The organism is Massilia rhizosphaerae (assembly GCF_016093545.1).
Lineage (GTDB): Bacteria > Pseudomonadota > Gammaproteobacteria > Burkholderiales > Burkholderiaceae_D > Telluria > Telluria rhizosphaerae.
In genome coordinates, this window is sequence record NZ_JADKYX010000022.1 from 31,649 (window position 1) to 58,062 (window position 26,414).

The following is a 26,414-nucleotide window of genomic DNA, read 5'->3' on the forward strand; positions in this document are numbered from 1 at the left end:
CACGGACGGGCGTGCCGACCCACAGCGCGGCCTTGCGCGGCCGCGCAACGGTGGGGGCAGGCGCCCTGAGGTGCCGTGCTCGCGACAGGGTTCGGAGTGCGCCGGGCGGCGCGTTCGACCTACCTTGCTCGATACGTCAGATACGTCAAGCGGTGCCCGGCCCTTCTCCCTCCTCTTCCACGTCCTTGGGTTCGAGGTCGGCGTTGCGCGTGGCCGCGCTGATCACCTCGAACGGCAGCTTGGGCGTACGGTCCGCGTTGAGCAGGCCGTTCGCTTCCTGGAACGTGTCGGCGAACTGGGTATAACAGAAGCCGCTGAACATGAAGGTCTCGTTGACCACCTTCAGCAGGCGTTGGTACAGCGCGTGAAAACTCTCGGCCGTATGGGCACGGGTATAGCCCCACGTGCCGTCCTCCGGCGTCGCGTTCGGGTCGTACGCGATGCCGCCGAATTCGGTGAGCACGATGGGCTGGCCGCGGTGTGGGAAGCCGTCCAGGGTGAGGATGCGTCCGCCTGGGCGGCGCTGGTCGAACAGCGTGCGTACGGGGTCGCTGACCTCGTAGCGGGCCTTGACCTTGTCCGGGTTGCAGTCGTAGTCGTGGATGCCCAGGATGTCGGTGGCCGAGGCTTCCCAGCCGTCGTTGCCGATCACCGGGCGGGTCGCGTCGAGGGTGCGCGTCAAGTGGTACAGCGCCTCGACCGCATTGCGATGCGCCTGGGTCAATGTCAGGTTCGGCACGCCCCAGGATTCGTTGAACGGCACCCACACGATGATGCACGGGTGGCTGTAGTCGCGCTCGATGGCCTCGGTCCATTCCTTGACCATGCGCGTGATCGCGCGCGGCGAGAACCGGTACGCCGAGGGCATCTCTTCCCACACGAGCAGCCCCAGCTTGTCGGCCCAGTACAGGTAGCGCGGATCCTCGATCTTCTGGTGCTTGCGCACGCCGTTGAAGCCCATCAGCTTGGCCAGTTCGACGTCGCGCTTGAGGTGTTCGTCCGACGGCGCCGTCATGAACGACTCGTTCCAGTAGCCCTGGTCGAGCACGAGGCGCAGCGGATACGGACGGCCGTTCAGCAGCAGGCGGTCGCGGTTGATGTGGAAGGCGCGCAGCGCCGTGTACGATTTCACGTGGTCGACGATCTTGCCGCCGCAGCGCAGGATCACCTCCGCGTCCAGCAAGGTGGGACGTTCCGGGCTCCACAGCAATTCGTTGCGCGAATCGTCGATGCCGGGGTCGGACAGCGCGATCTTGCGGTTGGCCTCGCCGGCCAGCAATTTGTAGTTGTCGTCCGCCAGCAATTGCTTGCCGTGCCAGATCTTGACTTCGACGAACATGTCTTCCTGGATGTCGCCGCCGGCAAAGACTTCACAGCCGATCTCGAAGGTTTCGAACAGCGGCGTCCAGCGCACGGTCTGGATGAAGGTGCGGGCGACCTGCTCGACCCACACGGTCTGCCAGATGCCGGTCGTGCGCGGATACCAGATCGAGTGCGGCTCCAGCAGCCAGTCCTGCTTGCCGCGCGGCTTGGCGAGGTCGGCCGGATCGTCCTCGACGAACACGGTCACGGTCTGCCTGCCGTCCGGCCGCAGGGCGGCGGTGACGTCGGCACGGAACGGCGTGTGGCCGCCCTCGTGCTCGGCCACGAGCTGGCCGTTGACCCACACGCGGCAAAAATAGTCGACGGCGCCGAAGTGCAGGATGACGCGCCGGTCGGACGGCATCAGCTCGAAGTCGCGCTCGTACCAACAGAAGCGGTGGAAGCCGGTGTTCTCGATGCCGGACATCTCGGTCTCGGGCGCGAACGGCACGTTGATCTCGTGGGTCCAGCCGTTCACGCCGTCCGGCATCTTGCAGACGAGGTCATCGTCGAAACGGAAGCGCCATTTACCGTTCAGGTTGATCCAATTGTCGCGGACCAGCTGCGGGCGAGGATACTCAAACTGGCTCATTGTTTTCCTTTCCTTGGGTCGGGACCGGGATCAGGATGCGTCCCTGGCGTCCTGCTTTGTTGTAGGTGGAGAGTGCGATGTCGGCCGCCTGCCTGGCCTGCCCAGAGTGGCACAAGGCCACGGTGGCGCCGCCGAATCCGGCGCCGGTCAGGCGCGCGCCGAGCACGCCCGGGGCGGCGCGCAGCGCGGCCACCAACTGGTCGAGCTCGGGAATCGACACCTCGTAGTCGTCGCGCAGGCTGTCGTGCGACGCGTTCATCAGTTCGCCGAATCGTTCGGCCGACACGCCCCGCGCCGCTTCCAGCACGCGCAGGTCTTCCAGCACGACGTGGCGCGCGCGCCGGCGCAGCACGTCGGGCAGCGCGTCGACGGCGGCCGGGTCGGTCACGTCGCGCAGCGCGCGCACGCCCAGCTTGCGCGCCGCCTCCTCGCATTCGGCGCGCCGTTCGTTGTACTTGCTGGCCGCGAGCGTGCGCGGCACGCCGGAGTCGACGACGATCAGTTCCGTCCCGGCGGGCATCGGCACGAGGCGGTGCTCCAGCGTGCGCGCGTCGATGAACAGCATGTTGCGCTCGTCGCACAGGCTGGACGCCATCTGGTCCATGATGCCGCAGTTGACGCGGGCATATTCGATCTCGGCGCGCTGGGCGATTTGCGCCAGCTTGACGTTGTCGAGCGTGAAGCCGAGCAGGTTGCGCAGCGCGCGCAGCATCGCCACTTCCAGCGCGGCCGACGACGACAGGCCCGAGCCCACCGGCAGGTTCGTCGTCACGAACACGCGCAGCGGCGGTACCGTGATGCCCGTCGCTTCGACGAGGCGGATGCAGCCTTCGATATAGCTGCCGAAGCCCTGCGGCGCGCTGCCCCCTTTGGCCGCGAACGTGACGTTGCCGTCCAGGGTGCCGGAATACAGGTGGTGCTGGTCGTCGTGGCTGTGGGCGAGCGCGACCTCGGTGCGCTGCGGCGTCGCCACGGGCAGCATGTAGCCGTCGTTGTAGTCGGTGTGCTCGCCCAGCAGGTTGACGCGGCCGGGCGCCGACGCCAGCGCCTCCGGGGCGCCGCCGAAGAAGGTCTCGGGATTATTCATGTCATGCCACCTCCAGCCAAACGGGTCGCGCGCGGCCCTGGATTGTCGTCGCCGGCCATGCCGCGTCCAGCGTCAGGTTGTCCAGCCCGTCCTCGCCGAGCAGGAACGTGTCCTCCACCTTCATCCCGGCGAAGCTGGGATTGAGCGCGAACGCCATGCCCGTCTCGATGCCCGTCGCGGTGCTGGGGCTGGCGACGATCTCGCGCGCCTGGTAGCCCGCGATGCCGCCCTGGTGGTGCTCGCGGATCGCGTCCGGACGATTCACGTGGCGGTAGGCCGCGTCGAGCGCGTGGTAGACGGCGGCCAGCGACTGGCCCGGCCGCACCGCGTCGAGTCCCGTCGCCTCGACCTGCAGCAGGTCGGCCTCGGCGTTGCGCTCGTCATCCGACAGCCGGCCGAAGGCGACGGCGCGCGACAGGCTGGCGACGAGCCCGTGGCGGCGCGCGCAGAACACGAGCAGCGCGCGCTTGCCCAACACTTCGGGCGTGGGCACGGGATGGCGGAACGCCGGCAAGCGCCGTGCCCCCGCGGCCAGCACGAGCGCGGGCTGGATCCCGCGCCGCCACAACGCTTGCGCGCCCGCCGCCGCCAGTTCGAGCTCGGTCCATGCCGGCCGCGCGGCGCGCAGGGTGTCCGTCATCGCGCAAGACGCCTCCGCGCCGAGCGCGCGGTAGCGGTCCTGCTCGGACGGCAGCAGGACCATGCGGCGCAGGCGCAGGCTCGCCGGCAGCGGCTGCTCGCTGCTGCCGTTGCCAGTGCGCGGGCGGTCGGACAGCACAACGCCGCCGGCGGCCGCGCCCAGCACATAGGTTTCGCGCAGCTCCGTCTCGGTCCAGGGCGCGACGTGGAACGTGAAGCCGGGCGGCACCTGTTCCAGGCGCAGGCGCTCGGCCTCGATGGCGTCCGTGAGCACGACGGCTTCGTCGCGCGTGACGAGCACCTCCGCCACGCCGCAGTCGGCGGCCAGCAGCACGGCCGCGTCGCCGCCCGCCGTCGCCCACGCGAACCAGTCGGTGCCGCGCAGGCGGATGGCGCCGGCGCCGGTTTCGGCCAGCGCCGCGCGCAGCAGCGCGAGCTTGGCCGCCACTTCGGCCGCGCGGGTGTCGTCGGCGAACGTGATCATGCCGCTTCCTCCAGCCGCACGTCGATCTGCTGCAGCTCGTACGCGGTCGTCTCGGGCAGCACGTCCATCGCGAACATGCCGGCGCCGATCTCCGTGCCGGCCAGGTATTTCAGGCGGTCGCGCGTGCGGTACGGCGGATAGAACTGGCAGTGCAGCTGCGTTTCAAGGTGGTCGGCGCCGTCCGTCGGCGCCTGGTACCACACCATCAGGTAGGGGAACGGCCGCTCCCACAGGCAATCGAACTTGAGCAGCACGGTTTTCAACGCGCGCGCCAGGCTTGCGCGCTGCGCCGGGGCGAGCGCGGCGAAGTCCTTGCAGGGCGCGGCGGGCATCGTCCACACCTCGTACGGATAACGCGCGCAGGCCGGCACGAAGGCGATCGCGTGCTCGTCCTGGTACACCACGCGCTTGCCGTCCTCCGCTTCGTCGCGCGCCATGTCGCACAACAGGCTCGTGCCGTGCTGCAGGTAGTACTCGCGTTCCTGCGCCAGCTGGCGCGCGGGCACGGGCGGCACGAACGGATAGGCATAGATCTGGCCGTGCGGATGGTGCAGGGTCACGCCCACTTCCGCGCCGCGGTTCTCGAACGGCAGCACGTACTGGATGTGGTGGCTGCCTCCGATACGGCGCGTGCGGTCGCCCCAGACGTCCAGCAGCAATTCGATGCGCGCCAGCGGCAGGCGGCCCAGCGGCGTCTGCGGGTCCTGCGTGAACACGACCACCTCGCATTCGCCGTTGGCGGGCGCGGTCGGCACCGTCAACGCGGGCGGGTCGTGCGCGTCCAGCGCGAGCGAGGGGAAGCGGTTGTCGAACACGGCGATCTCGTAGTCGCCGGCCGGCATCTCGGTCGGGTGCTCCGGGTCGCGCGTGGGGGCCAGCGGGTTGTATTGCGGCGGCGGCTGATACGTGCGGTTCTGGCGGAACGCGGCGTACGCGACCCACTCGCCGCGCAGCGGATGCCAGCGCAGGTGCGGGTTGGCGTGCTGCGGCTCGGCGAAGGGGCTGGTCGCGACGATGCCGTCCGGGATCGGACGGTTGCTGTACAACGTCAGGTGTCTTCCGTCAGGTTTGATCAGGTCTCGGCTGTGCATGGCATCCACGAATCAGGCTGTTCTCCTCGTATCAGGCCTGATCCTATCATGGCGTTTTCGCCACATTTTCTCGGGGTCAGCTGTAGCTTTTCCGACAATCAACGGACCATGCGGAGCCATACCGGGACGCCTTGGCCCGGCCTGCTGGCTCTCCGAGGGAAAAGGGGCCCCACAGGCATTTTCTCCCTATGAAAAAGGATGCTGCGTAGGCCCAAACCTACAAAATTTTTGGAAGGATTTACACAGTTCGGCGAGAAGCCGACCTACACGACGGCCGAGCGACCAAAATCGTGAAGCGCCCCCGCAAGCGGGCCCGGGGGGGGCCGGAATGTCACATCATTTGGCGAGCTCCGCGAGCACCGCCGTGTACATTTGCAGGTTCAGCAGCAATTGCTTGGTCGTGATGAACTCGTGTTCCGAATGGCCCGTGTAGACCGTGTGCGGCATGGCCGGGCCGAAGCTGACGGCATGCGGGAACAAGCGCGAATTGGTCCCGCCGCCGATCGCGACCGGTTTCGGATCCTTGACGCCCGTGAAGTAGGCAAACGTCTTCATCAGCACCGGCAGCTGCGGCGCATCCTTTTGCACCCACGGGTCGCCGATCTGCGTCTTGACGTTCGCCAGCTGCACGTGCGCGCCCTGCCACTGCGCGAGCGCGGCATTGATCTCGTTCGTCAATTGCTCCGCGGTCTTGCCCTGCGGACGGCGGATGTTGATCGACAGTTCGATGCCGCCGTCCTGTTGCTGGCGGATCACGGTCGGGGCGAACGTCATCGGGCCCATGAAGTCGTCGCGGTAGGCGATGCTGCCGAATTTCTCGCCGTAGTAGCCGGTGCCCACCATGTCGTTGAGGAAGTTCACCAGCGCGCCGGCGGTCGTGTCCGGCCACGGCTGCACGGCGAGCGCGTCGGCCAGCATGCTGATCGCGTTGACGCCGTTTTCCGGCTTGGACGAGTGCGCCGACAGGCCCTTGGCCGTGACGCGCAAGTCCTTGTCTTGCCACGCGAACTGGTAGTGCATGCCGGCCTGCTTGGCGGCGCGCGCGCGGATCTGCGCTTCCAGCGCCGGCGTCGCGTCGGCGACGACGGCTTCGGCATCCTCCGGAATCTGGCTGCCGAAGAAGCCGCCCTTGAACGCCTTCACGAACGGCGCGCCCGCGGACGGCGCGGCGGTCTTGGCCGGCATGGTGACGGCCAGCGTGCCATAGCCCTTCTCCGCCGTCACGGCCGGATACTCCGAGTCGAGCGTGATGTTCATCTGCGGCACCGTATGCGTCTTCATGAAGGCTTCCAGCGCGGCCCAGTCCGATTCCTCGGCCATGTAGACGTACAGCTCGATGCGCTTGGACAGCGGCACCTGCAAATCCTTGAGCGACTTCATCGCGTACAGCGCGGTGGCGATCGGGCCCTTGTCGTCCTCGGCCCCGCGCGCCAGCAGGCGGCCCGGCTCGCTCGTGCGGTCCAGCTCGAACGGCGACTTCTTCCACTTGGCCGGATCGACGGGCTGCACGTCGCCGTGCGCGACGACGCCCACGCGCTCAAGCCCCTTGCCGAGGCCGACGACGGCCACGCAGCCATAGTCGGCGAAGTCCAGGCCCAGGCGCTGGGCTTCCTGCTGCAGGTAGGCCTTGAACGCCAGGTGGCGCGGATTGCGGTCGCACGGGATGTCCTTGTCGGCCACCGTGTTGTAGCTGACGAGCTTGGCCAGGGTATCGACGACGTCGTCGTGGTAAGCCGTCACCGCGTGTTTGGCCGCCTTGATCGCCGTCTCGTCCGGTACGGCCGGGGCCGCGGTCGGCGCCCCCATCGCGCCGGCCGCCCAGGCGAGGCTGATGGCCGCCGCCAGGTTGCGTGCGCTGGTTTTCGTTTTCATCGTTTAACGTCTCCATGATTGCAAATGCGCAAAAAGTCTAGCAGGGAAGCGGAAAGCGTGCTGGCGACCCTTCGCCGCGCAATCGGCTATCGTATGGCCTCGCCATCGATGGCTCGATCAAGGAGAACGCATGACGTACAAGATCATCCGCCGGGTCCACCCCGCGCTGCGCGACGACATCGGCGACCTGATCACGCAGCGTCCCGTGCCCAGCCCGCATCTGGACCAGGTGGATCCCTTCCTGTTCCTCAACCACCACGGGCCGCAGGTCTACCCGCCGCACAACCGCGGCCTGCCGTTCGGCCCGCATCCGCACCGCGGCTTCGAGACCGTCACGTTCATCCTCGACGGCCTCCTCGCGCACCGCGACAGCGCGGGCCACGAGAGCGTGATCGGTCCCGGCGGCGTGCAATGGATGACGGCCGGCCGCGGCATCGTGCACGCGGAGGTATCGCCGCGGGAATTCATGGAACGCGGCGGGCCGCTGGAGATCCTGCAGCTGTGGGTCAACCTGCCGCCCGCCCTCAAGATGACGGCGCCGCGCTACGTCGGCCTGCAGCGCGACGCGATCCCCGTCGTGGACGACGGCGCGGGCGTGCGCGTGCACCTCGTGGCGGGGACGCATGGCGGCGTGACGGGCCCGGTCGAATCGCTGACGGGCGTGTTCCTGTGCACGGTGGAGATGAAGGCAGGCGCGCGCCTGCACGTGGAAGGACTACTGGACCGCAATGTGTTCCTGTACGTCGTGCGCGGCGTGATCCAGTGCGCGCCGGAGACGGTCAGCGCGTTCCACCTGGCCGAGTTCGAGCCGCAGGGCGACGAACTGGAGATCCGGGCCGACCACGACAGCATCCTGCTGCTGGGTCATGCCGAGCCGATCCGCGAACCGGTCGTGGCGCACGGGCCGTTCGTCATGAATACGCGCGCGGAAATCCAGCAGGCGATCCATGACTACCAGGCCGGACGCTTCGGCGCGCCGATCTGAATCGCGGCGTTGAAAGGCGCCGGCCCGGACCGCATCGGCCAGGCCGGCCGTGTTCTGCGCCGCGCATCAGCGCGCGGCCTGGTTGACGACGACCTCGTCGGCGAACGGCACCTGGTTGAAGGCGACGATGGCGCCGGTGTCGCGCGTGACGAATTTCTTGGGACCGACCGGCACCAATTCTTCGTGCTTGCCATCCAGGTCGACGTACAGCTTGTTCATCCGGTTCGTCACCTTGACGGTGCGGCCGTCGGTGAGGCGGAACGCGCCACGCATGTGCTCGGCTTCGTCCCAGGTCAGGCGATAGGCATGCGGTGCCCCCTGGACCAGCACGTTGCCGGCCATGGACGACATGGGTGCGACGGACGGGTCGGCGAACGCGGACAGCGACAGGGTGGCGGCACCGATGAAGGCCAGGGCTTGTTGAATGCGCATGATTGCTCCAAAGTCAAGATACGAAACATAGAACGGACCACGAGCTCGATTCCAAAATGATCGTTTGATGCTCAAGCGGCCCACCGATTTTCATATCGCCGCGTCGTTAATGTGCGGCGAGTGATGACAGTGTAGGAAGCGCTTCATCAAGCGTCATCGGCGAACTGCCGAACCGTCGAAAACAGGGGATGAACGGTCGAAAAACCGGGCCGAATTGCAGCGGATGCATACAGTTTTTGGCATCGTTTCGGCAGGCTGCCGGGCGCGCGCGGCGGCCGTTATCCGTTACAGTGTCGGCTTCCAGAAAGCCCATCCAGGCGAAGGAGAGACCGATGCATCCAGTGCCATTGGTGGCCACGACGCGTGGCTATCCGCAGGACCGCGGCCACGCCGGCGGCTATGCGGTCGAGAACATCCACTACGGTTCGATCGCCGTCGTCGACGTGGCCGGGCGCCTGCTGTGGTCGGCGGGCGATCCCGACGTCATGACCTTCACCCGCTCGGCGCTGAAGCCGTTCCAGGCCCTGCCCTTCGTGCTGGACGACGGCCCCGCCCGCTTCGGACTCACGCGCGCCGAGCTCGCGCTGCTGTGCGCCAGCCACTCCGGCGAAGAAAAGCATCTGGTGGGCGTGACGGCCATCCTCGACAAGATCGGCGTCGACGAAAGCGAGCTCGCCTGCGGCTGCGCGGCGCCGCTGTACTACGACGCTGTCGGCCTGCCCGTGCCGGCCGGACGGCGCTGGCGCACGGTCCATCACAATTGCTCGGGCAAGCACAGCGGCTTCCTCGGCTGGTGCCGCCTGCACGGCGTGCCCACCGACGGCTACGTCGATCCCGCGCACCCGCTGCAGCGGGCCATCCGCGCCACCCTGGCCGACTGCGTGCAGATGGCGGAAGACACCCTGCCGATGGGCATCGACGGCTGCTCCGCGCCGAATTACGCGATGCCGTTGGCGCGCCTCGCGCACCTGTACGCGCGCCTGGCGCAACCGGGCCCGGACGCCCGCCTGGGCAGCGCGCTGGGCGAGCTGTTCGACGCGATGACGGGCCATCCGGACATGGTGTCGGGCGATTCGCGCACCGACCTCGCCTGGATGCAGGCCGGCGGCGGCGACTGGGTCGCCAAGATCGGCGCCGACGCCGTGCAGGCCATCGGCATCCGCTCGGCCGGCATCGGCATCGCGATCAAGGTCTCGGACGGCGCCCCGCGCGCCCTGCACCCGGCCACGTTCGCCGTGCTCGACCAGCTGGGCCTGCTGGACGCCACCCGCCGCGCCCACCTGGAACCCTACCGCGCCCCGCCGCTCAAGAACGCCCGCGGCATCGTGGCCGGCGACATCCACGCCGTCTTCACACTCGAACAAGCCGATTCCCCAACCTGAAATTCGGGGTCAGAGCAGAAATTCGGGGTCAGAGCACTTTTTGGTGAAATGGCGCCGCAACCATATTTGCCCCTGATGGGCGGCAGGCACCGGGAAAACAGCCCCGTATTCATCGGCTGTCCCACTGCCAGATCAATTGTTCGAAAAAGTGCTCTGACCCCGAATTTGTCGCGAAAAGTGCTCTGACCCCGAATTTCGGTCTCTTGCACAGTTTGTTTCCATGAACTAAACTCGATAGGTTTCTATCTATTTCATGACTAATGATGAGTAGCCTACCCGAATCGGCCGGCGAGCGCTTCTCGGCGGCGCTGCACACGAGCGCGCGCCTGTGGCGGCTCGCGCTGGACAAGCGCCTCAAGCACCTCGGCATCGGCCAGTCCGGGTGGATCACGATCGCGATGGTCGCCAAGTCGGGCGAGCCGATGTCGCAGCGGGCGCTGGCCGACCTGGTCGGCGTCGAGGGGCCGTCGATGGTGTCGATGCTGGACCGCCTGGAGCGCGACGGCCTGGTCACGCGCGCGCCCTCCCCCACCGACCGCCGCGTGAAACTCGTGCACCTGACCGACACCGGCAAGACCGTCTACGACGAAGTCCACCAGGAAGCGGCCGCGTTCCGCGCGAACCTGCTGGCCGGCATCGACCAGGAAGCGCTCACCGCCGCCGCCGTCCTGCTGGAAGCGCTGAAGCAGCGCATCGAGGACGCCCTGTGACCACGGCGGCGCCCATCAACCGCACGATGATCACGATCTCGATCATGCTGGCGACGATCATCCAGGCGCTGGACGGCACCATCGCGAACGTCGCCCTGCCGCACATGCAGGGATCGCTGTCGGCGTCGCAGGACCAGATCACGTGGGTGCTGACGTCGTTCATCGTGGCGGCCGCCATCGCGACGCCGCTCAACGGCTGGCTCGTCGACCGCTTCGGCCTGAAGAACGTGTTCCTCGTGTCCGTCGCCGGCTTCACGCTCGCCTCGGTGCTGTGCGGGATCTCGGCCACGCTGACGGAAATCGTCGTCGCGCGCATGCTGCAGGGCGTGTTCGGCGCGGCGCTCGTGCCGCTGTCGCAGTCCGTCCTCCTCGACATCAACCCGCGCGAAAAGCACGGCTCCGCGATGGCCGTGTGGGGCATGGGCGTGATGATCGGCCCGATCCTGGGACCGACCCTCGGCGGCTGGCTGACGGACAGCTACAGCTGGCGCTGGGTGTTCTTCATCAACGTGCCGATCGGCGCGATGGCCTTCTGGGGCATCTGGCGCTATATCCACGGGACCGATCCGGCGCGCCGCATCCGCTTCGACGTGTTCGGCTTCGTCACGCTGTCCGTCGCCATCGGCGCGCTGCAGATGCTGCTCGACCGCGGCGAGCAGAACGACTGGTTCGGGTCGACCGAGACGTGGGTCGAGCTGATCCTGACGACGCTCGCGTTCTCCTACTTCATCGGCCACACGCTGACGCGCCCCGCCGGCCAGTCCTTCGTCGACTTCCGCCTGCTCAAGAACGCCAACTACGTCACGGGCCTGCTGTTGATCTTCATCGTCGGCATGGTCCTGTTCGCGACGCGCGCGCTGATGCCGACGATGCTGCAGGGCTTGATGGGGTATCCGGCCAAGCTGGCCGGCCTCGTGACGGCACCGTCGGGCCTGGGCACGATGGCCGCGATGCTGGTCGTCGGCCGCCTCACGGGCAAGGTCGATTTCCGGCTGCTGCTCGGCGTCGGCTTCGCCATCACCGCGTTCTCGCTGTGGCAGATGACGCATTACACGCTCGTGCTGTCGCAGTCGGACATCGTGTGGCCGGGCGTGATCCAGGGCGTCGGCCTGGGCCTCGTGTTCGTGCCGCTGTCGGCCGCCACGTTCGCCACGCTCTCGCCGCAGATGCGCGCGGAAGGCACGGCCCTGTACAGCCTCGTGCGCAACATCGGCTCGTCGATCGGCATCGCCCTCGTGCAGGCGCTCCTCGTGCGCAACACGCAGATTGCGCACGCGTCGCTGGTCACGCAGGTGAACGCCGCGAATCCGGCCGTGCGCGATCCCGTAGGTCTCTACGACCTGGCGACGCAGGCCGGCCCGGCCCTCATCAACAACGAAATCACGCGCCAGGCGTCGATGATCGCCTACGTCGACGACTACTGGCTCATGATGCTCCTGACCCTGGCCGTGATCCCGACGCTGCTGCTGATCCGCCCGCCCAAGAGAGCCGCCGCGCCCGCGCAGGTGGACCACGCGGCCCTCGAATGAACCGAAAGACCTTCACGTGCGACACTTCAAACTGATTCCCATCGCGGCCGCGGCACTGGCCCTGCTGTCCGGCTGCATCAGCGTCCCGCCCGACGCGCACCCGGTCAAGGGACCCGATGTCGCGCACGCCCAGCATGCGAGCGCGATCCGCCTGCCGGCCGACGCCTGGCCGGCCGACCAGTGGTGGCTCGATTACCGCGACCCGCAGCTGAACGCGCTCGTGGCCCGCGCCCTGCGCGACAGTCCGACGCTCGCCGTGGCCGCCGCGCGCGTCGCCAGCGCCCGCGCGGCGTTCGGCGTGGCGGTCGCGGACGAAGGCGGCCGCGTGGACCTGGCGACAGGCCTGAACCGCCAGCGCTATTCCTCGAACGGATTTTTCCCGCCGCCGATCGGCGGGGCGTGGTTCAACGACGCCTCCGTCGCGCTGCGCGCCAGCTACGACGTCGACTGGTGGGGCAAGCACCGCGCCCTCATCGCCGCCGCGCTGGGCGAGACGAATGCGGCCGCCGCGGAAAGCGCGCAGGCGCGCCTGACGCTCACGGCGGCCGTCGTGCAGAGCTATCTGCGCCTGCAGATGCTGTGGGCGCGCCAGGACAACACGAACGCGCTGATCGCCCTGCAGCGCGACGTGATCGCCGGCCGCAAGACGCGCATGGCCCACGGCCTGCTGAGCCTCGACAGCCTGCAGAGCGCCGAGCAGGACCTGGCCGCGCTGCAGGAACAGGCCGCGCGCTACGCCACCGACGCCGCGCGCGAACGCGAAGGCCTGCGCGCCCTGATCGGTGGCGACGCCGCCGCGCTGGACGACCTCGCCCGCTTCCAGCCGGCGCCCGCGATCGACGCCGTGCCGCGCGAACTGGGCATGGAATTGCTCGCGCGCCGCCCCGACCTGCAGGCGGCGCGCTGGCGCGTGGAGGCGCAGCTGGGCCGCGTGGCGGCCAGCGAAGCGGCGTTCCGGCCCGACATCAACCTCGCAGCTGCCATCGGCCTCGATGCGACGTCGCTCGGCAAGCTGCTGCGCTATCCGAGCCGCACGCCGCTGATCGGCGCCACGCTCGACCTGCCACTGTTCGACAGCGGCCGCCTGCACGCCCAGCTGGGCAGCGCGCGCAGCAGCCGCGACGAACTGCTGGCCGAGTACGACGAGGCCGTGCTGGACGCGGTGCGCGACGTCGCGCGCGAGGCGGCCACCCTGCAAGGCATCGCGCAGGAGACGCAGGCGCACGCCGCGACGCTGGACGCGAGCCGCAAACTGGTCGCGAACGCCGAGGCGCGCATGCGGCGCGGCCTGGCCGACCACGCCGCTGTGCTGCAGGCGCGCATGGCCGTGCTGCGCCAGCGCGACGCCGGCCTGCAGCTGACGGACGCGCGCCTGCAGACCCAGGTCGCCCTCATCAAGGCGCTCGGCGGCGGCTATCACGCGGCGCCGCCGACGTCGCCCGCCCTCACCCAATCGAATACGAAGTGAACGACACCATGAGCACCGAGACCCAAGCCAACTCGAACAATAAACGCCGCGCCGTCCTGGCCGGCATCACCGTCGCCTTCCTCGCCGCCGGCGCGGCCTACGGCGCCTATTACGCGCTGGTGCTGTCCAAGCGCGTCGAGACGGACAACGCCTACGTGGGCGGCAACCTCGTGAACGTGTCGTCGCAGGTGGCGGGCAGCGTCGTCGAGATCCGTGCCGACGAGACCCAGCTCGTGCGGGCCGGCATGGAGATCGTCCGCCTCGATCCGTCCGACGCCGAAGTCGCGCTGGCCCAGGCCGAGGCGCGCCTGGGCACGGCCGTGCGCCAGCAGCGCGAGCGCTACACCAACGTGGCGCAGTACGAGGCCCTCGTCGGCCAGCGCCGCGTGGAACTCAAGGCCAAGCAGGAAGACCTGGCGCGCCGCGCGCCGCTGGCGGCCGACCGCCTCGTCTCCGGCGAGGACGTGGCGCACGCCCGGCGCGCCGTCGACGACGCCAAAGCCGCGCTGGAAGTGGCGCAGAAGCAGCTCGCGGCCGCGCGCGTGACGGTGGCGGGCGTGTCGCCCGCCGAGCACCCGGCCGTGCTGGCCGCGAAGGCGGACTACCTGGCCGCGTGGCTGGCCGCGCGCCGCAACGCCATCGTCGCGCCGGTGTCGGGCTATGTGGCCAAGCGCAGCGTGCAGGTCGGCAGCCGCATCGCGCCGGGCACGCCGCTGCTGGCCATCGTGCCGCTGGACCAGCTGTGGGTCGACGCCAACTTCAAGGAATCGGAACTGCGCGACATCCGCGTGGGCCAGCCGGCCACCGTCGTCGCCGACATCTACGGCGGCAAGGTGGTCTACCACGGCAAGGTCATGGGCCTGGGCGCGGGCACGGGCAGCGCGTTCTCGCTGCTGCCGGCGCAGAACGCCACCGGCAACTGGATCAAGGTCGTGCAGCGGGTGCCGGTGCGCATCTCGCTCGCCCCGAAGGAGCTGGCCGCGCATCCGCTGCGCGTGGGCTTGTCGACCACGGTCGACGTGGACATCGCCAACCAGGGCGGCAGCGCGCTCGGCACGGTCGCCGCGCCGGCGCCCGCGTATGCGACCAATGTCCTCGATCAGCCGTTGCAGCAGGCGCGGGCGGCGACCGATGCCATCGTCGCCAGGAACATGGCGAATTGATTAATCGATTCAGTCCGGCGGCCGCGCCTCGATGATCTCGACCAGGTCGCGCAACGCGGCCGGCGCCGCGTCGAGGTGAAAGCGCACCTGCCGCGGCGCGCCGTCGGCGATCGTCAGCGTGTACGTGAAATCCCACGGCTGCGGCCGCGCCTTCAACAGCGTCGCCGGCAGTTGCGCCGGGTCGAGCGCCTGCACGAGCGCGCGCACGCGCGCGCCCTCGGCGGCGGGCAGGCCGTCGACGTCGACGCTGCGCGTCTGCGCGCCCGCCGGCCCCGTGAAGCCGCCCACGCAATGCAGCGACAGGCGCATCACACGACGCCCACCTCGTGCCACGCGCCCTGCACCGCCGCGGCCTCGCTCGAGCCCACGCCGTGGCGCAGCTCGGCCGCCTTGACGGTGGCCCGGGCGGCATCGGCGAACGTCGCGTCCGGATGCAGCAGCGGCAGCGCCTGGTACCAGATCGGCGCCGCCTTGTCCCAGCTATGCCCGCCCAGCTTCATGGCGGCGAGATAGAACGCGTGGTTGGGGATGCCGGAATTCGTGTGCACGTCCCCGCCATCCACATAGCCCTGCATCGTGCCCGGCTGGTCGTCGCCCGACCACGTGAGGCTCGTGTTGCCCGGATCGGCCATCGAGCGCAATGCGTGGCCGACGGCGGGCGTCATGATGCCGGCGCCGATCAGCCAGTCGGCCTTTTTGACGGTCTGCTTGAGATGCCACTGCTTGACGACGGATCCGAACACGTCCGACACGGATTCGTTCAGCGCCCCGCTCTGGCCGTCGTAGACGAGGCCACCGCCCGGCACCGTGTACTGCGTGACGCCGTGCGTCAGCTCGTGCGCGATCACGTCGAGCGCGCGCGTGAAGCCGGTGAAGAATTTGCCGTCGCCGTCGCCATAGACCATCTGGCGGCCGTTCCAGAACGCGTTGTTGAAGGCCTTGCCGTAATGGACGCTCGAATCGATGCCCAGGCCGCGCCCGTCGATGGAATTGCGCTGCAGGACCTGCAGGTAGAAGTCGTAGGTGGTGCCGGCGCCGTCGAACGCCTCGTTGACGGCGGTGTCGGTCACGGGCGCCCCCGTCTCCGTGCGTACCAGCTTGCCGGGCAGGCGGGTGCGTTGATGGACGTCGTACACGGTCCGGTGCTTGACCCCGGGTGCCACCAGCAGGCCCGGTGCGGCGATGCCGCTGGCCGCGCGCTGGCCGCGCAGGAAGGCCGACCGTTCCAGCTGCTCCAGCAGGCGTCGTCGCTCGGCCTCGTCGGCCTGGATGGCCAGCTTGAGCAGCATGGAAGAAGGGATGATGAAACAACTGCACGCGGGCGTGTGGATGTGCATGGGGCCTCCGTTGCGGTTTGCGCTCGTCTGGTCCGGATGAGCGTAATCCACCCGGCCGCGTTGCGGCGCACAATAGCGGGGCGCGGCCCGGACGGCGCGTCAGTCCGGCTTGACCGGGGTCAGCGCCCTGCCGCTGCGGAACCAGCTGCGCACATTGTCCAGCATGAGTTGCGCCATCGCCGCGCGCGTTTCGTGCGTGGCGCTGCCCAGGTGCGGCGTCAGCATCACGTTGTCCAGGTCGAAGAAGCGCGGGTCGATGTCCGGCTCGGCGTCGAACACGTCCAGCGCCGCGCCGGCGATGCCGCCCCGCTCCAGCGCCGCGAGCAGCGCCTGCTCGTCGACGAGCGAGCCGCGCGCCACGTTCACGAGGTAGCCGGCGGGACCCAGCGCGTCCAGCACGCGCGCATCCACCAGGTGCTTCGTCTCCGCCCCGCCGGGCGCCGCGACGATCAGGATGTCGGAATCGCGCGCGAGGACGGGCAGATCGGCCTCGTAGCGCCACGCCAGTTGCTGGTCGGAGCGGCCGTGGTAGGCGAGCGCGACGCCGAACGTCTCCAGCCGGCGCGCGATCTCCTTGCCGATGCGGCCCATGCCGACGATGCCCACGTGCTTGCCCGCGAGGCTCGTCGCCAGGGGGAAGGCGCCCGCGGACCAGCGCCCCGCGCGCACGAAGCGGTCGGCCTGCGGCAGGCGGCGCAGCAGCGCCAGCAGGGAGCCGATGCACAGCTCGGCCACGGCCGCGTTCAATACGTCCGGCGTGTTGGCCACGACGATGCCGCGTTCGGCCGCGAGCAGCCGCGGAATCAGGTCGTAGCCGACGCCGCAGGTGGCGATGATCTCGAGGGCGGGCAGGCGCCGCACGACGTCTTCCGGCACCTCCTCGTTGCTGCGCGTGACGATGGCGCTGACCTCGTCCGCGAGAGCGGGCTCGCGTTCGAGGTCGGCCAGGCCGACGCAGCGGAACTCGGCGTCGATCCGGGCCTGGATCTCGGGCGCGAAGCCGCCGATCTGCAGGACCGTCTTCATGCCCCGCCGATCTCGAGTTCGAACGTCGTCACGCCATCGACGCCGCCGCGCACCTTGTCGCCCGGCTGCAGCGCGTCGACGCCGGCCGGCGTGCCCGTGAAGATCAGGTCTCCCGGCGCCAGCGCGACGAGGCGCGACAGCGCGGCGATCACGTCGGCCACGGGCCAGATCATCTCGTCCAGGTTGCCCTTCTGCCTCGCCTGGCCGTTCACTTCCAGCCAGATGCGCGCTTCACGGGGATGGCCGACGCGTTCCGCGGGCACGAGCGGGCTGCATGGCGCGGAGGCGTCGAAGCCCTTCGCCATGTCCCACGGCCGGCCGTCCTTCTTGGCGACGGCCTGCAGGTCGCGCCGCGTGAGGTCCAGGCCCACGCCATAGCCCCAGACCAGGTCCATGGCCGCATCCGCCGCGATGTCCTTGCCGCCGCCCTTCAATGCGACGACCAGTTCGACCTCGTGGTGCAGCTCGCGCGTGGCCGGCGGGTACGGCAGGACGCCGCTGGCCGGCACGACCGCGTCGGCCGGCTTGGTGAAGAAGAACGGCGGTTCGCGGTTCGGATCGGAACCCATCTCGCGCGCGTGGGCGGCGTAGTTGCGGCCGACGCAGAACACGCGGCGCAACGGGAACACCTGGTCGGACCCGGCGACGGCGAGGGCCGGGACGGCGGGAGGCGGAATGACGAAGCCGGTCATGCTGATCCTTGTAAATACGGTTGCCGCGACATCGGGGCGAATGCGGGGCAACTGTGGACGAAAGATCAAGTCTGACACAAAACGATAAGGTTTGGCACAAATGAATGTCGATCGCTTATTCCGCTGGTGACGCGATGCGCCTGACGGAACGGGGCCGCGTCCTGCTCGACTATGCGCGGCACGAGCGGCTCAAGCTGCTCAATCCCGGCAAGACTTGGCACTTTTTGGCTGTTGGCGATCGAACGTCAACCGCATCGTCGGTCAACAAATCGGAACCAAGACAGCGACATACCTGCAGAAACCCGCCCATGCCCTTCCCTCTCGATGACAAATATCTGCGCAGCGCCGAAGAGAAGCTGGGCGCGAAGCTGCCCGATGGCTATCGACGCGCAATGATGGCGGCCAACGGCGGCGAAGTGGCCGGCGATGTCGACGACTGGTGTCTGTATCCGATCATGGACAGCACCGACAAGAAGCGCCTTGCGCGCACGTGTAACGACGTCGTTGCGGAGACGAAGCGCTTGTCCGAGTGGGAGCGATTCCCGCGCCAGGCGCTCGCGATAGCGCACAATGGCGAGGGCGACCAGTTGCTCTTCCTCCGCGCTAACGACCGGTTCGAGGCAGCGGTTTATCGCTGGTCCCATGAAACCGGTGAGCTGACCAGGGTGGCGGAAGATTTTGCGCAACTCGAACGTCCATGACGGCTGCCAGAAACCCGACTACGCAGACCCGCCGCATGGATCGGCAGACCAGACAATTGCTTAAATGAATCTTAAAGCGAGCATCGACCGAAGAAAAATTACGCTCCGGCCTCGAGCTCCGCCCTGACAAAGTGATAATCTCCCGTTGATTCGTCTAACCATTACAAGAAGGATATTTATGCGCTCCCTGCGTTTTGCCTTGGTCGCCGCCAGCCTCGTCGCCAGCACGGCGTTCGCATCGACGACCGATCCCAAGCCCGGTGTCGAGTACACGATGCTATCGCCGTCGCAGCCGAGCCAGACGGCCGGCAAGAAGGTCGAGGTCATCGAGTTCTTCATGTATCACTGCCCGCACTGCCACGCGCTGGAACCGATCCTGGAGCAATGGGTGAAGAAAGAGGGAGACAACATCGTCTTCAAGCGCATCCACATGCCGTACCAGGGCCCCAACGATCCGGAAGCGCATCTGTTCCTGACGCTGCAGGCGATGGGCAAGAACGAAGCGTATCAGGCGCGGATCATGGATGCCGTGGGCGACATCGTGAGGCGCAAGCGGTCGGAGACGCTGACGGAGCAGGAGGTCCTCGACCTGGCCTCCAAGCTGCCGGGCATCGACAAGGCCAAGTTCACGGACACCTGGAACTCGTTCGGGGTCAGGACCATGCTGAACCGCGAGCAAGGTATCGTTTTCAACGACTACAAGGTCGAGACTGTGCCGACCATCATCGTCGACGGCAAGTACGTGGTCTCGCCGAGACAGGTGTACCAGACGACGCACGTCCAGAGCGAGCCGCAGTTGTTCCAGCAGACCCTGCAGGTGGTGGACGCGTTGATCGCGAAGGTGCAGAAGTCGAAATGAGCGATGCGCCGTGAAGGCGTGACTCAGTAAATCTCCTTGGCGGCCGCCCGCACGGCGCGCAGCAGCAGGTCGGCGCCGGGGGACAGCAGGTGGTCCTGCTGGCGGATGATGCCGAAGGCGTCCATCTTGCACGGGATGTCGATGGGCAGGATGCGCATCACGTTCAGCGACGCGTAGTACTGCGCCACCTCGATCGGCATCACGTGCAGCGAATCCGTCTGCTGCAGCAGCGCGGTGATCATCAGCATGGCCGTCGTGTCGACGACGTTCGCCGGCGGCTCCAGTCCGGCACGGCGGAACATCATGTCGAAGCGGTAGCGCAGGATACTGCCGTGCGGCGGGACGATCCACGGCAGCGGCGCGATGTCCTGCAGGGTCAGGCTCTTGCGCTCCAGCAGCGGATGGCCGGGGCGCACGACGGCGCACGCCGGCTCCTCGGTCAGTTCCTCGTAGATCAGGCCGGACGTATCGCCCGTGTCGAAGATCCGGCCGATCATGAAGTCCAGCGTGCCGTGCTGCAGCTTGTTCAGCAGCAGGTTACTGGTCTCCAGCTGCACGCCGATGCGCAGCAGCGGGGCCTCTTCCTTCACGCGGGCGATGGCGCGCGGCAGCAGCGCCATCGCGGGCGTCATGATGACGCCGACCTCGACCTGGCCCGTCAAACCAGCCTTGAGCGTGACGATGTCGTCGTGCGCCAGCGCCAGGCTCGTCAGGGCCATGCGCGCGTGGCGGATCATCGTCTCGCCGTAGATCGTCGGCTCCATGCCGCGCGGCAAGCGCTCGAAGAGCTTGACGTCCAGCATCTCCTCCAGATCCTTGATCTGCTTGGAGGCGGCCGGCTGCGTCATGTGCAGTTCGTCGGCCGCGCGGTGGATGTTGCGGTAGTCGTCGAGCGCGATCAAGAGCAGCAGTTGGCGCGTCTTGAGGCGGGCCTTGAGAAACCAGTTCGGGTTGGTCGTATCCATCAATACATCATATCATTATCGATATTGCTTTAACGGAAATCTTCGCGAAACAGTCATCGCTTGCAGGCGGAAGACGGGTTCGCGGCCGGGCCTTGTGCCGTCTGCGCAACGGGCAGGATCTTGCCGTCGGGGCCGTAGTGCAACTCCTCGACGGCGACGGAACGGCGGTACTCCCCACCCGTCGGCAGCTTGCCGTTGTGGTAAACGATGTAGGACTTGCCGTTGAAGTCGATGATCGCGTGGTGGATCGTGCCGAGGTTCGTGTTCTTCTCCATGATCACGCCGCCGTAGGACCACGGACCGGTGGCCGTCGGGCCCGTCATGTACGCGGTCTCTTCCGGCCACTTGCGCGAGTACGACAGGTAGTACTTGCCGTTGTGCTTGTGCAGGTAGGACGCTTCCGTGAACGCCTCCAGGCCCACCGTGTGGATCGGGCCGTCCAGCTCGATCATGTTCGACTTCAACTTGGCGTACTTCATGACCGTGTTGCCCCAGTACAGGTACGCCTGGCCGTCGTCGTCGACGAAGATCGCCGGGTCGATGTCGTCCCAGCTGATCGGGGTCTCGTGCGTCATGTCGTTCGTGATCAGGGCCGAGCCGCGCGCGTCGACGAACGGGCCCGTCGGGCTGTCCGACACCGCGACGCCGATCGCCTTGCCCGGGATCGTCTTGTGCTCGACCGTCACGTACAGGTAGTACTTGCCGTTACGCTTCGTGATGTCGCTGGCCCAGGCGTCGCGGGCAGCCCATTTGAACGTGGTGAACGGCACGCCGTTCGGGTGCTCGGTCCAGTGCTGCATGTCGCAGCTGGAAAACACGCGCCACTCGTTCATCAGGTAATCCTTGCCGCCGACGGGCGCCTCGTCGTGGCCGACGTACAGGTACACGCGGCCGTTGTCGACGAGGGCCGCGGGGTCGGCCGTGAAGATCTTGCTGGTGATGGGATTGGCGGCACCGGCGAGTGCCGTCGTCGCGGCCAGGGCCGCGCCAAGCGCGAGTTTGAGCATGTAGTCTCCGTTGTTTTTGCGATCACCGGCGTTGGCGGCGCCGGGTACGTCGTCGCGCCGGACAGCCGCGGCCCTCGCCCCCGTGTGGCCGGGGGTCGGAGCCGCGTGCGCCGCCGCCACGGTCCTGCTTATCTGCTTATCTGCTTATCTGCTTATTGCTTGGAACGTCCGCCCATCACGCGTTGCACGACGCAGAAGATGAACAGCAGCGCCCCGATGACGATCTTGGTCCACCACGAGCTGAGCGTGCCGTCGAAGGCGATCAGCGTCTGGATGGCACCCAGCACCAGCACGCCCGACAGCGCGCCGGCAATGTAGCCGTAGCCGCCCGTCAGCAAGGTGCCGCCGATGACGACGGCCGCGATGGCGTCGAGCTCCGTGCCCTGCCCGTGCAGGCCGTAACCGGACAGCATGTAGAAGGAGAACAGCACGCCGCCCATCGATGCGCAGAAGCCCGACAGCGCGTACACGAGGACTTTCGTGCGGCCCACGTTCAGGCCCATCATCGCAGCCGACTGCTCGTTGCCGCCGACGGCGTAGACTGCACGGCCGAACGCCGTGAAATGCGCGAGCCAGATGGCGACGAGCAGCACGACGACGGCGATGATGGCGCTCGGCGACAGGAAGCCGCCGAACAGCGGCACCTGCGTCTGCGACATCGCCGTGAACATCGGGTTGTCGATGGTGATCGATTCCACGCTGATCAGGTAGCACAGGCCGCGGGCCAGGAACATGCCGGCCAGCGTGACGATGAACGGCTGCAGCTTGAACAGGTGGATGATCGCGCCCATCGCGCCGCCGAAGCAGGCGCCCAGCAGCAGCACGAGCGCGATGACGGCGAGCGGCGGCCAGTGGGCGCTCTGCAGCAGCCAGGCCGAGATCATCGTCGCCAGCGCCAGCACGGAGCCGACGGACAGGTCGATGCCGCCCGAGAGGATCACGAAGCCCATGCCCACCGCGATCACGAGCAGGTACGCGTTGTCGATCAGGAGGTTGAAGATCACCTGCAGCGACAGGAAGCCCGGATACGCGGCCCCGCCGATGCCCAGCATCGCCACCAGCAGGATCACCGTGACGAGGGACGTGAACCACGGCGCGGACGAAACCGCGAATACGCCGCGGGCCTTGCTTGCGACCGCGCTCATGCGGACCTCCGCAGGATGTTCTTGAATTCGCTCGACTGCGAAATGCAGACGACGAAGACGACGATGGATTTGACGACCATGTTCACTTCGGGCGGCACGCCCAGCGAGTAGATGGTGTAGGTGAGCGTCTGGATGATCAGCGCGCCGATCATGCTGCCCACCAGGCTGAATTTGCCGCCGGCCAGCGACGTGCCGCCCAGCGTGACGGCCAGGATCGCGTCCAGTTCCAGCAGCAGGCCCGCGTTGTTCGCGTCCGCGCTCTTGATGTTCGACGTGATCAGCATGCCGGCCAGGCCCGCGCAGGCGCTGCAGAACACGTACACGAAAATGATCAGCGTCGCGGTGCGCAAGCCGGCCAGGCGCGCCGCCACCGGATTGATGCCGACGGCCTGGATGAACAGGCCGAGCGCGGTCTTCTTCACCAGCAGCATGGTCGCAATGAACACGGCGGCGACGACGAACAGCGAGAACGGCAGGCCGGCCAGGTAGCCGCTGCCCAGGAAGAAGAACGGCTCGTAGTACACGGTGACGATCTGGCCGTCCGTCAGCAGTTGCGCGAGGCCGCGCCCCGCCACCATCAGGATCAAGGTGGCGACGATGGGCTGCAGCTTGATGCCGGCGACGAGCACGCCGTTCCACAGGCCGCACAGCAGCGCGACGCCGAGCGCCGCCGCCAGCGCGACGGCCATCGGCGTGTTCGCGACGTATTCGGGCGTACCGTTGTGCATGACCATCGTGCCGCCGATGAGCATCGCGGACACGGTGCCGGCCAGCGCGACGACGGCGCCGACGGAGATGTCGATGCCGCGCGTGGCGATGACGAGCGTCATGCCGAGCGCCGCCAGCATCAGCGGCGCGGCGCGGTTGAGGATGTCGATGACGGCGCCGTACAGGTGGCCTTCCTTGACTTCCATGTGGAAGAAGCCGGGCACGAGGAACGCGTCGACGAGCAGCAGCACGACGAGCGCGCCGATGGGACGCACGAGCGGATGCTGCAGCCAGGCGCCGCGTGCGCCGGCGCCTTGCGCGGCCGGTTTGACGGTGGCGTCGGTGGTGGGCGCGCTCATGCCGTCTCCCCCGCGATCACGTGCAGCACGGTCGTCTCGTCCAGCTCACCGCGGCGGTATTCGCCGCAGGCCTTGCGGTCGCGCATGACGACCATGCGGTCCGACACGCGCAGCACTTCCGGCAGTTCGGACGAGATGAAGAGAATCGACATGCCCTTGCGGCACAAGTTACTGACGTAATCCATGATTTCCTGCTTGGCGCGCACGTCGATGCCGCGCGTCGGTTCGTCGAGGATCATCAGGCGCGGGTCGGTCGCGAGCCAGCGCGCCAGCAAGACCTTCTGCTGGTTGCCGCCGGAGAGCGTGCCGATCGGCGTCTCGATGCTGGCCGTCTTGATGCCCAGCCACTTGACGTAATCGGTCGCCAGCTGCTGCTGGCGCTTGAATGGGATGGCGCGGAAGATCCCCTGGCGCGCCTGCAGCGCGAGGATCACGTTTTCGCGCACGGACAGCGCGAGGATTGCGCCTTCGTGCTTGCGGTCTTCCGAGCAGAAGCCGATGCCTTGCGCAATGGCGTCGCGCGGGGTCGAGAAGCCGACCTGCTTGCCGTCGATGTCGATGCTGCCCGCGTCCGCCTTGTCGGCGCCGAACAGCAGGCGCGCGGTTTCCGTGCGGCCGGAGCCGAGCAGGCCGGCAAGGCCCAGCAGCTCGCCGCGGCGGATCTCCAGGTCGACCGGCGACAGCACGCCCTTGCGCGCGATGCCGCGGGCGCGCAGGAACACTTCACCGTGTTCGTGCGCGTCGTCCTGCGCGGCGGTCTCGGTCGCGTGTTCGGCGTCGGCCGGCGCGCCGATCATCTTGTTGACGAGGGCCAGGCGCGACAGGTCGGAGCAAGCATACTCGCCTTCGCGCTCGCCGTTGCGCATCACCGTGATGCGGTCGGAGATGGCATAGGTCTGGTCGAGGAAGTGGGTGACGAACAGGATCGCCATGCCCTCTTCGCGCAGGCGGCGCAGCACCGAGAACAGCATCTGCACTTCCGCCTCGTCCAGGCTGGACGTGGGTTCGTCGAGGATCAGCACGCGCGATTCCGTGTTCAGCGCACGGGCGATGGCGACCATCTGCTGGATCGCGAGCGGGTAATCGGCGAGGGGTTTGCTGACGTCGACGTGGATCTGCAGTCGTTCCAGCAGCGCCGTGGCCTGCGACCGCATCGCGCGCCAGTCGACCATGCCGAAGCGGCGCGGATAGCGACCGATGAAGATGTTTTCCGCGACCGACAGGTTCGGGCACAGATTGACTTCCTGGTAGACCGTGCTGATGCCGAGGTCCTGCGCGTCCTGCGTGGAGCGCGGGCGGATGGCCCGGCCCTCCAGCACCATGCTGCCGGCGTCCGGCTGGTACACGCCGGTGAGGACCTTGATCAGCGTGGACTTGCCCGCGCCGTTCTGGCCCATCAGCGTGTGGACCTCGCCGGGGAACAGGCGCAGGCCCGCATCGGACAGCGCCTTCACCCCGGGGAACGCTTTATGGATGCCGGTGACTTCCAGTACCGGCTGTTTCGAATCGACCATGACCGGCTCAGTACTTCCGGTTCGGGAATTCATTCGCCGCCACCTCAGCCGGGAACACGCTTTCGTTGACGACGATGCGCTTGGGGACCGGCTTGCCGGCCGCCACCTGCTGCGCCGTCTGGATCAGGGTCGGACCGAGCAGCGGATTGCACTCCACCGTCACGTTCAGCTTCCCTTGCATCATGGCCTCGAACGCGCCGCGCACGCCGTCGATCGAGATGATGATGATGTCCTTGCCCGGCTTCAGGCCCGCTTCCTCGATGGCCTGGATCGCGCCGATGGCCATGTCGTCGTTGTGCGCGAACAGCACGTTGATGTTCTTGCCTTCGGATTTCAGGAAGGCTTCCATGACTTCCTTGCCCTTGGAGCGGGTGAAGTCGCCGGTCTGCGAACGGATGATCTTCAGCTTCGGATTCGCCGCGATGGCTTCGGCGAAGCCGGTCTTGCGGTCGATCGCCGGCGCGGCGCCGGTGGTGCCCTGCAGCTCGACGATGTTCAGCGGCTTGCCGCCGATCTTCTTGTCGTAGTCGAGCAGCCAGCGTCCGGCGCGGCGGCCCTCTTCCACGAAGTCCGAACCGATGAAGCTGACGTACAGCGACGGGTCGCTGACCTTGACGGCGCGGTCGGTCAGGATCACGGGGATCTTCGCGTTCTTTGCTTCGCGCAGCACGGTTTCCCAACCGGTTTCCACGACGGGCGAGAATGCGATCACGTCGACGTGCTGGGCGATGAAGGAGCGGATCGCCTTGACCTGGTTCTGCTGCTGTTGCTGGGCGTCGGCGAATTTCAGGATGACGCCGGCCTTCCTGGCGGCGTCCTTGATCGAGGCGGTATTCGCGGTGCGCCACTCGCTTTCGGCGCCGACCTGCGAGAAGCCGATCGTGAGGGGTTTGGCGGCAAAGGCCGGAATGGCGGTTGCGCACGCGACGGCGGCGGCAACGCCCAGGAGGGTTCTGCGGGTGATGGTCATCACTTGGTCTCCAGAATTGTTGTGCACGGATACTATGCCAGAAACGAGATGCACATCCAATCATTTTTTTGACCAAAACGATACTCGTTTTGATATCAACATCACCCTTGCCCACTTGGCCCGACGTGGATTCTCCACGCTATAATTCGATCCTATCATTCAGCGCAAATTCAACGCGAATTCAACGCCATAAGGAGAGCCTCATGAACCAGCCGGATATTGCCCTCTCGTCGGCCGCCTGACCGCGCTCCCCCGTCGATCACTCAATCGTCGTGACCGGGCGCGCCAGCCGCGCCGATCTTCCCTGACCGAATCCGTCACCGCCGCGCGTCACG

24 protein-coding genes are annotated in these 26,414 nt (G+C 67.5%); 8 read left to right on the forward strand and 16 right to left on the reverse strand.

Annotation, left to right across the window (positions count from 1 at the left end; translation table 11 throughout):
* Positions 1-145: 145 nt before the first annotated feature.
* The 5 genes from ISF28_RS25255 to ISF28_RS25275 all read right to left on the reverse strand — a co-directional run bounded on the left by ISF28_RS25255 (position 146) and on the right by ISF28_RS25275 (position 7,127).
* Positions 146-1,954, reverse strand: a complete 1,809-nt coding sequence (locus ISF28_RS25255) for a glycoside hydrolase family 2 protein (RefSeq protein WP_198119939.1) — start codon at positions 1,952-1,954, stop codon at positions 146-148.
* Positions 1,941-3,041, reverse strand: a complete 1,101-nt coding sequence (galK, locus tag ISF28_RS25260) for a galactokinase (RefSeq protein ID WP_198119940.1) — start codon at positions 3,039-3,041, stop codon at positions 1,941-1,943. The genes ISF28_RS25255 and galK overlap by 14 nt, the downstream gene beginning before the upstream one ends.
* 1 nt (position 3,042) lies before the next feature.
* Positions 3,043-4,164, reverse strand: a complete 1,122-nt coding sequence (locus ISF28_RS25265; RefSeq protein ID WP_198119941.1) for a M24 family metallopeptidase — start codon at positions 4,162-4,164, stop codon at positions 3,043-3,045.
* Positions 4,161-5,255, reverse strand: a complete 1,095-nt coding sequence (galT, locus tag ISF28_RS25270) for a galactose-1-phosphate uridylyltransferase (RefSeq protein ID WP_198119942.1) — start codon at positions 5,253-5,255, stop codon at positions 4,161-4,163. The genes ISF28_RS25265 and galT overlap by 4 nt, the downstream gene beginning before the upstream one ends.
* A 336-nt stretch (positions 5,256-5,591) precedes the next feature.
* On the reverse strand, positions 5,592-7,127 hold the full coding sequence (locus tag ISF28_RS25275) for a dipeptidase (RefSeq protein WP_198119943.1): 1,536 nt from the start codon (positions 7,125-7,127) through the stop codon (positions 5,592-5,594).
* Positions 7,128-7,257: 130 nt separating this feature from the next.
* On the opposite strand from ISF28_RS25275, the gene ISF28_RS25280 reads away from it, so the two are divergent.
* The gene (locus ISF28_RS25280; protein WP_198119944.1) at positions 7,258-8,112 is read left to right on the forward strand and encodes a pirin family protein; all 855 of its coding nucleotides are present in this window, start codon (positions 7,258-7,260) and stop codon (positions 8,110-8,112) included.
* Positions 8,113-8,178: 66 nt separating this feature from the next.
* On the opposite strand, the gene ISF28_RS25285 is transcribed toward ISF28_RS25280, so the two are convergent.
* Positions 8,179-8,544: a hypothetical protein gene (locus tag ISF28_RS25285; RefSeq protein ID WP_198119945.1), complete on the reverse strand. Its 366-nt coding sequence runs from the start codon at positions 8,542-8,544 to the stop codon at positions 8,179-8,181.
* A gap of 332 nt (positions 8,545-8,876) precedes the next feature.
* Here ISF28_RS25285 and ISF28_RS25290 point away from each other — a divergent pair, with 332 nt between their 5' ends.
* The 5 genes from ISF28_RS25290 (at position 8,877) to ISF28_RS25310 (ending at position 14,796) form a co-directional block, all read left to right on the forward strand.
* A complete protein-coding gene (locus ISF28_RS25290; RefSeq protein ID WP_198119946.1) occupies positions 8,877-9,926 on the forward strand; it encodes an asparaginase in 1,050 nt (349 codons plus the stop codon).
* Between the two features lie 263 nt (positions 9,927-10,189).
* Positions 10,190-10,636, forward strand: coding sequence for a MarR family winged helix-turn-helix transcriptional regulator (locus tag ISF28_RS25295; RefSeq protein WP_198119947.1), 447 nt, complete (start codon positions 10,190-10,192; stop codon positions 10,634-10,636).
* A gap of 26 nt (positions 10,637-10,662) precedes the next feature.
* Positions 10,663-12,165 carry an MDR family MFS transporter gene (locus ISF28_RS25300; protein WP_198120016.1) on the forward strand — a complete coding sequence of 501 codons (1,503 nt, stop codon included), beginning with the start codon at positions 10,663-10,665 and terminating at the stop codon, positions 12,163-12,165.
* Between the two features lie 16 nt (positions 12,166-12,181).
* Positions 12,182-13,633: an efflux transporter outer membrane subunit gene (locus tag ISF28_RS25305; protein ID WP_370663497.1), complete on the forward strand. Its 1,452-nt coding sequence runs from the start codon at positions 12,182-12,184 to the stop codon at positions 13,631-13,633.
* 8 nt (positions 13,634-13,641) lie between these two features.
* A complete protein-coding gene (locus ISF28_RS25310; RefSeq protein WP_198119948.1) occupies positions 13,642-14,796 on the forward strand; it encodes an HlyD family secretion protein in 1,155 nt (384 codons plus the stop codon).
* Between the two features lie 9 nt (positions 14,797-14,805).
* On the opposite strand, the gene ISF28_RS25315 is transcribed toward ISF28_RS25310, so the two are convergent.
* The 4 genes from ISF28_RS25315 to ISF28_RS25330 all read right to left on the reverse strand — a co-directional run bounded on the left by ISF28_RS25315 (position 14,806) and on the right by ISF28_RS25330 (position 17,851).
* Positions 14,806-15,105, reverse strand: coding sequence for a protealysin inhibitor emfourin (locus ISF28_RS25315; RefSeq protein ID WP_198119949.1), 300 nt, complete (start codon positions 15,103-15,105; stop codon positions 14,806-14,808).
* Positions 15,105-16,133 (reverse strand): M4 family metallopeptidase, encoded by a 1,029-nt coding sequence (locus tag ISF28_RS25320; protein ID WP_198119950.1) that lies wholly within the window; start codon positions 16,131-16,133, stop codon positions 15,105-15,107. The genes ISF28_RS25315 and ISF28_RS25320 overlap by 1 nt, the downstream gene beginning before the upstream one ends.
* Positions 16,134-16,232: 99 nt before the next feature.
* Complete coding sequence (locus tag ISF28_RS25325) at positions 16,233-17,159, reverse strand: 2-hydroxyacid dehydrogenase (RefSeq protein WP_198119951.1); 927 nt, start codon at positions 17,157-17,159, stop codon at positions 16,233-16,235.
* A complete protein-coding gene (locus ISF28_RS25330; RefSeq protein ID WP_198119952.1) occupies positions 17,156-17,851 on the reverse strand; it encodes a fumarylacetoacetate hydrolase family protein in 696 nt (231 codons plus the stop codon). The genes ISF28_RS25325 and ISF28_RS25330 overlap by 4 nt, the downstream gene beginning before the upstream one ends.
* Before the next feature lie 104 nt (positions 17,852-17,955).
* Between ISF28_RS25330 and ISF28_RS25335 the strand changes: the two genes are divergently transcribed.
* Together ISF28_RS25335 and ISF28_RS25340 are read left to right on the forward strand one after the other, a co-directional pair.
* Entirely contained in the window at positions 17,956-18,552 is a 597-nt protein-coding gene (locus ISF28_RS25335; RefSeq protein ID WP_198119953.1) for an SMI1/KNR4 family protein, read from the forward strand.
* A 178-nt stretch (positions 18,553-18,730) separates the two neighbouring features.
* On the forward strand, positions 18,731-19,411 hold the full coding sequence (locus ISF28_RS25340; protein ID WP_198119954.1) for a thiol:disulfide interchange protein DsbA/DsbL: 681 nt from the start codon (positions 18,731-18,733) through the stop codon (positions 19,409-19,411).
* Between the two features lie 23 nt (positions 19,412-19,434).
* Here the strand turns inward: ISF28_RS25340 and ISF28_RS25345 are convergent, their stop codons facing one another.
* The 6 genes from ISF28_RS25345 to ISF28_RS25370 all read right to left on the reverse strand — a co-directional run bounded on the left by ISF28_RS25345 (position 19,435) and on the right by ISF28_RS25370 (position 26,079).
* Entirely contained in the window at positions 19,435-20,376 is a 942-nt protein-coding gene (locus tag ISF28_RS25345) for a LysR family transcriptional regulator (protein WP_198119955.1), read from the reverse strand.
* 53 nt (positions 20,377-20,429) lie between these two features.
* Positions 20,430-21,383, reverse strand: a complete 954-nt coding sequence (locus ISF28_RS25350; protein WP_198119956.1) for a glycoside hydrolase family 43 protein — start codon at positions 21,381-21,383, stop codon at positions 20,430-20,432.
* A gap of 152 nt (positions 21,384-21,535) precedes the next feature.
* Positions 21,536-22,528 carry a galactofuranose ABC transporter, permease protein YjfF gene (gene yjfF / locus ISF28_RS25355; RefSeq protein WP_198119957.1) on the reverse strand — a complete coding sequence of 331 codons (993 nt, stop codon included), beginning with the start codon at positions 22,526-22,528 and terminating at the stop codon, positions 21,536-21,538.
* A complete protein-coding gene (locus ISF28_RS25360; protein WP_198119958.1) occupies positions 22,525-23,595 on the reverse strand; it encodes an ABC transporter permease in 1,071 nt (356 codons plus the stop codon). The genes yjfF and ISF28_RS25360 overlap by 4 nt, the downstream gene beginning before the upstream one ends.
* Positions 23,592-25,109: a sugar ABC transporter ATP-binding protein gene (locus tag ISF28_RS25365; RefSeq protein ID WP_229519374.1), complete on the reverse strand. Its 1,518-nt coding sequence runs from the start codon at positions 25,107-25,109 to the stop codon at positions 23,592-23,594. Before ISF28_RS25365 ends, ISF28_RS25360 begins: the two co-directional genes overlap by 4 nt.
* A 7-nt stretch (positions 25,110-25,116) precedes the next feature.
* Entirely contained in the window at positions 25,117-26,079 is a 963-nt protein-coding gene (locus ISF28_RS25370) for an ABC transporter substrate-binding protein (protein ID WP_229519375.1), read from the reverse strand.
* Positions 26,080-26,414: the final 335 nt, after the last annotated feature.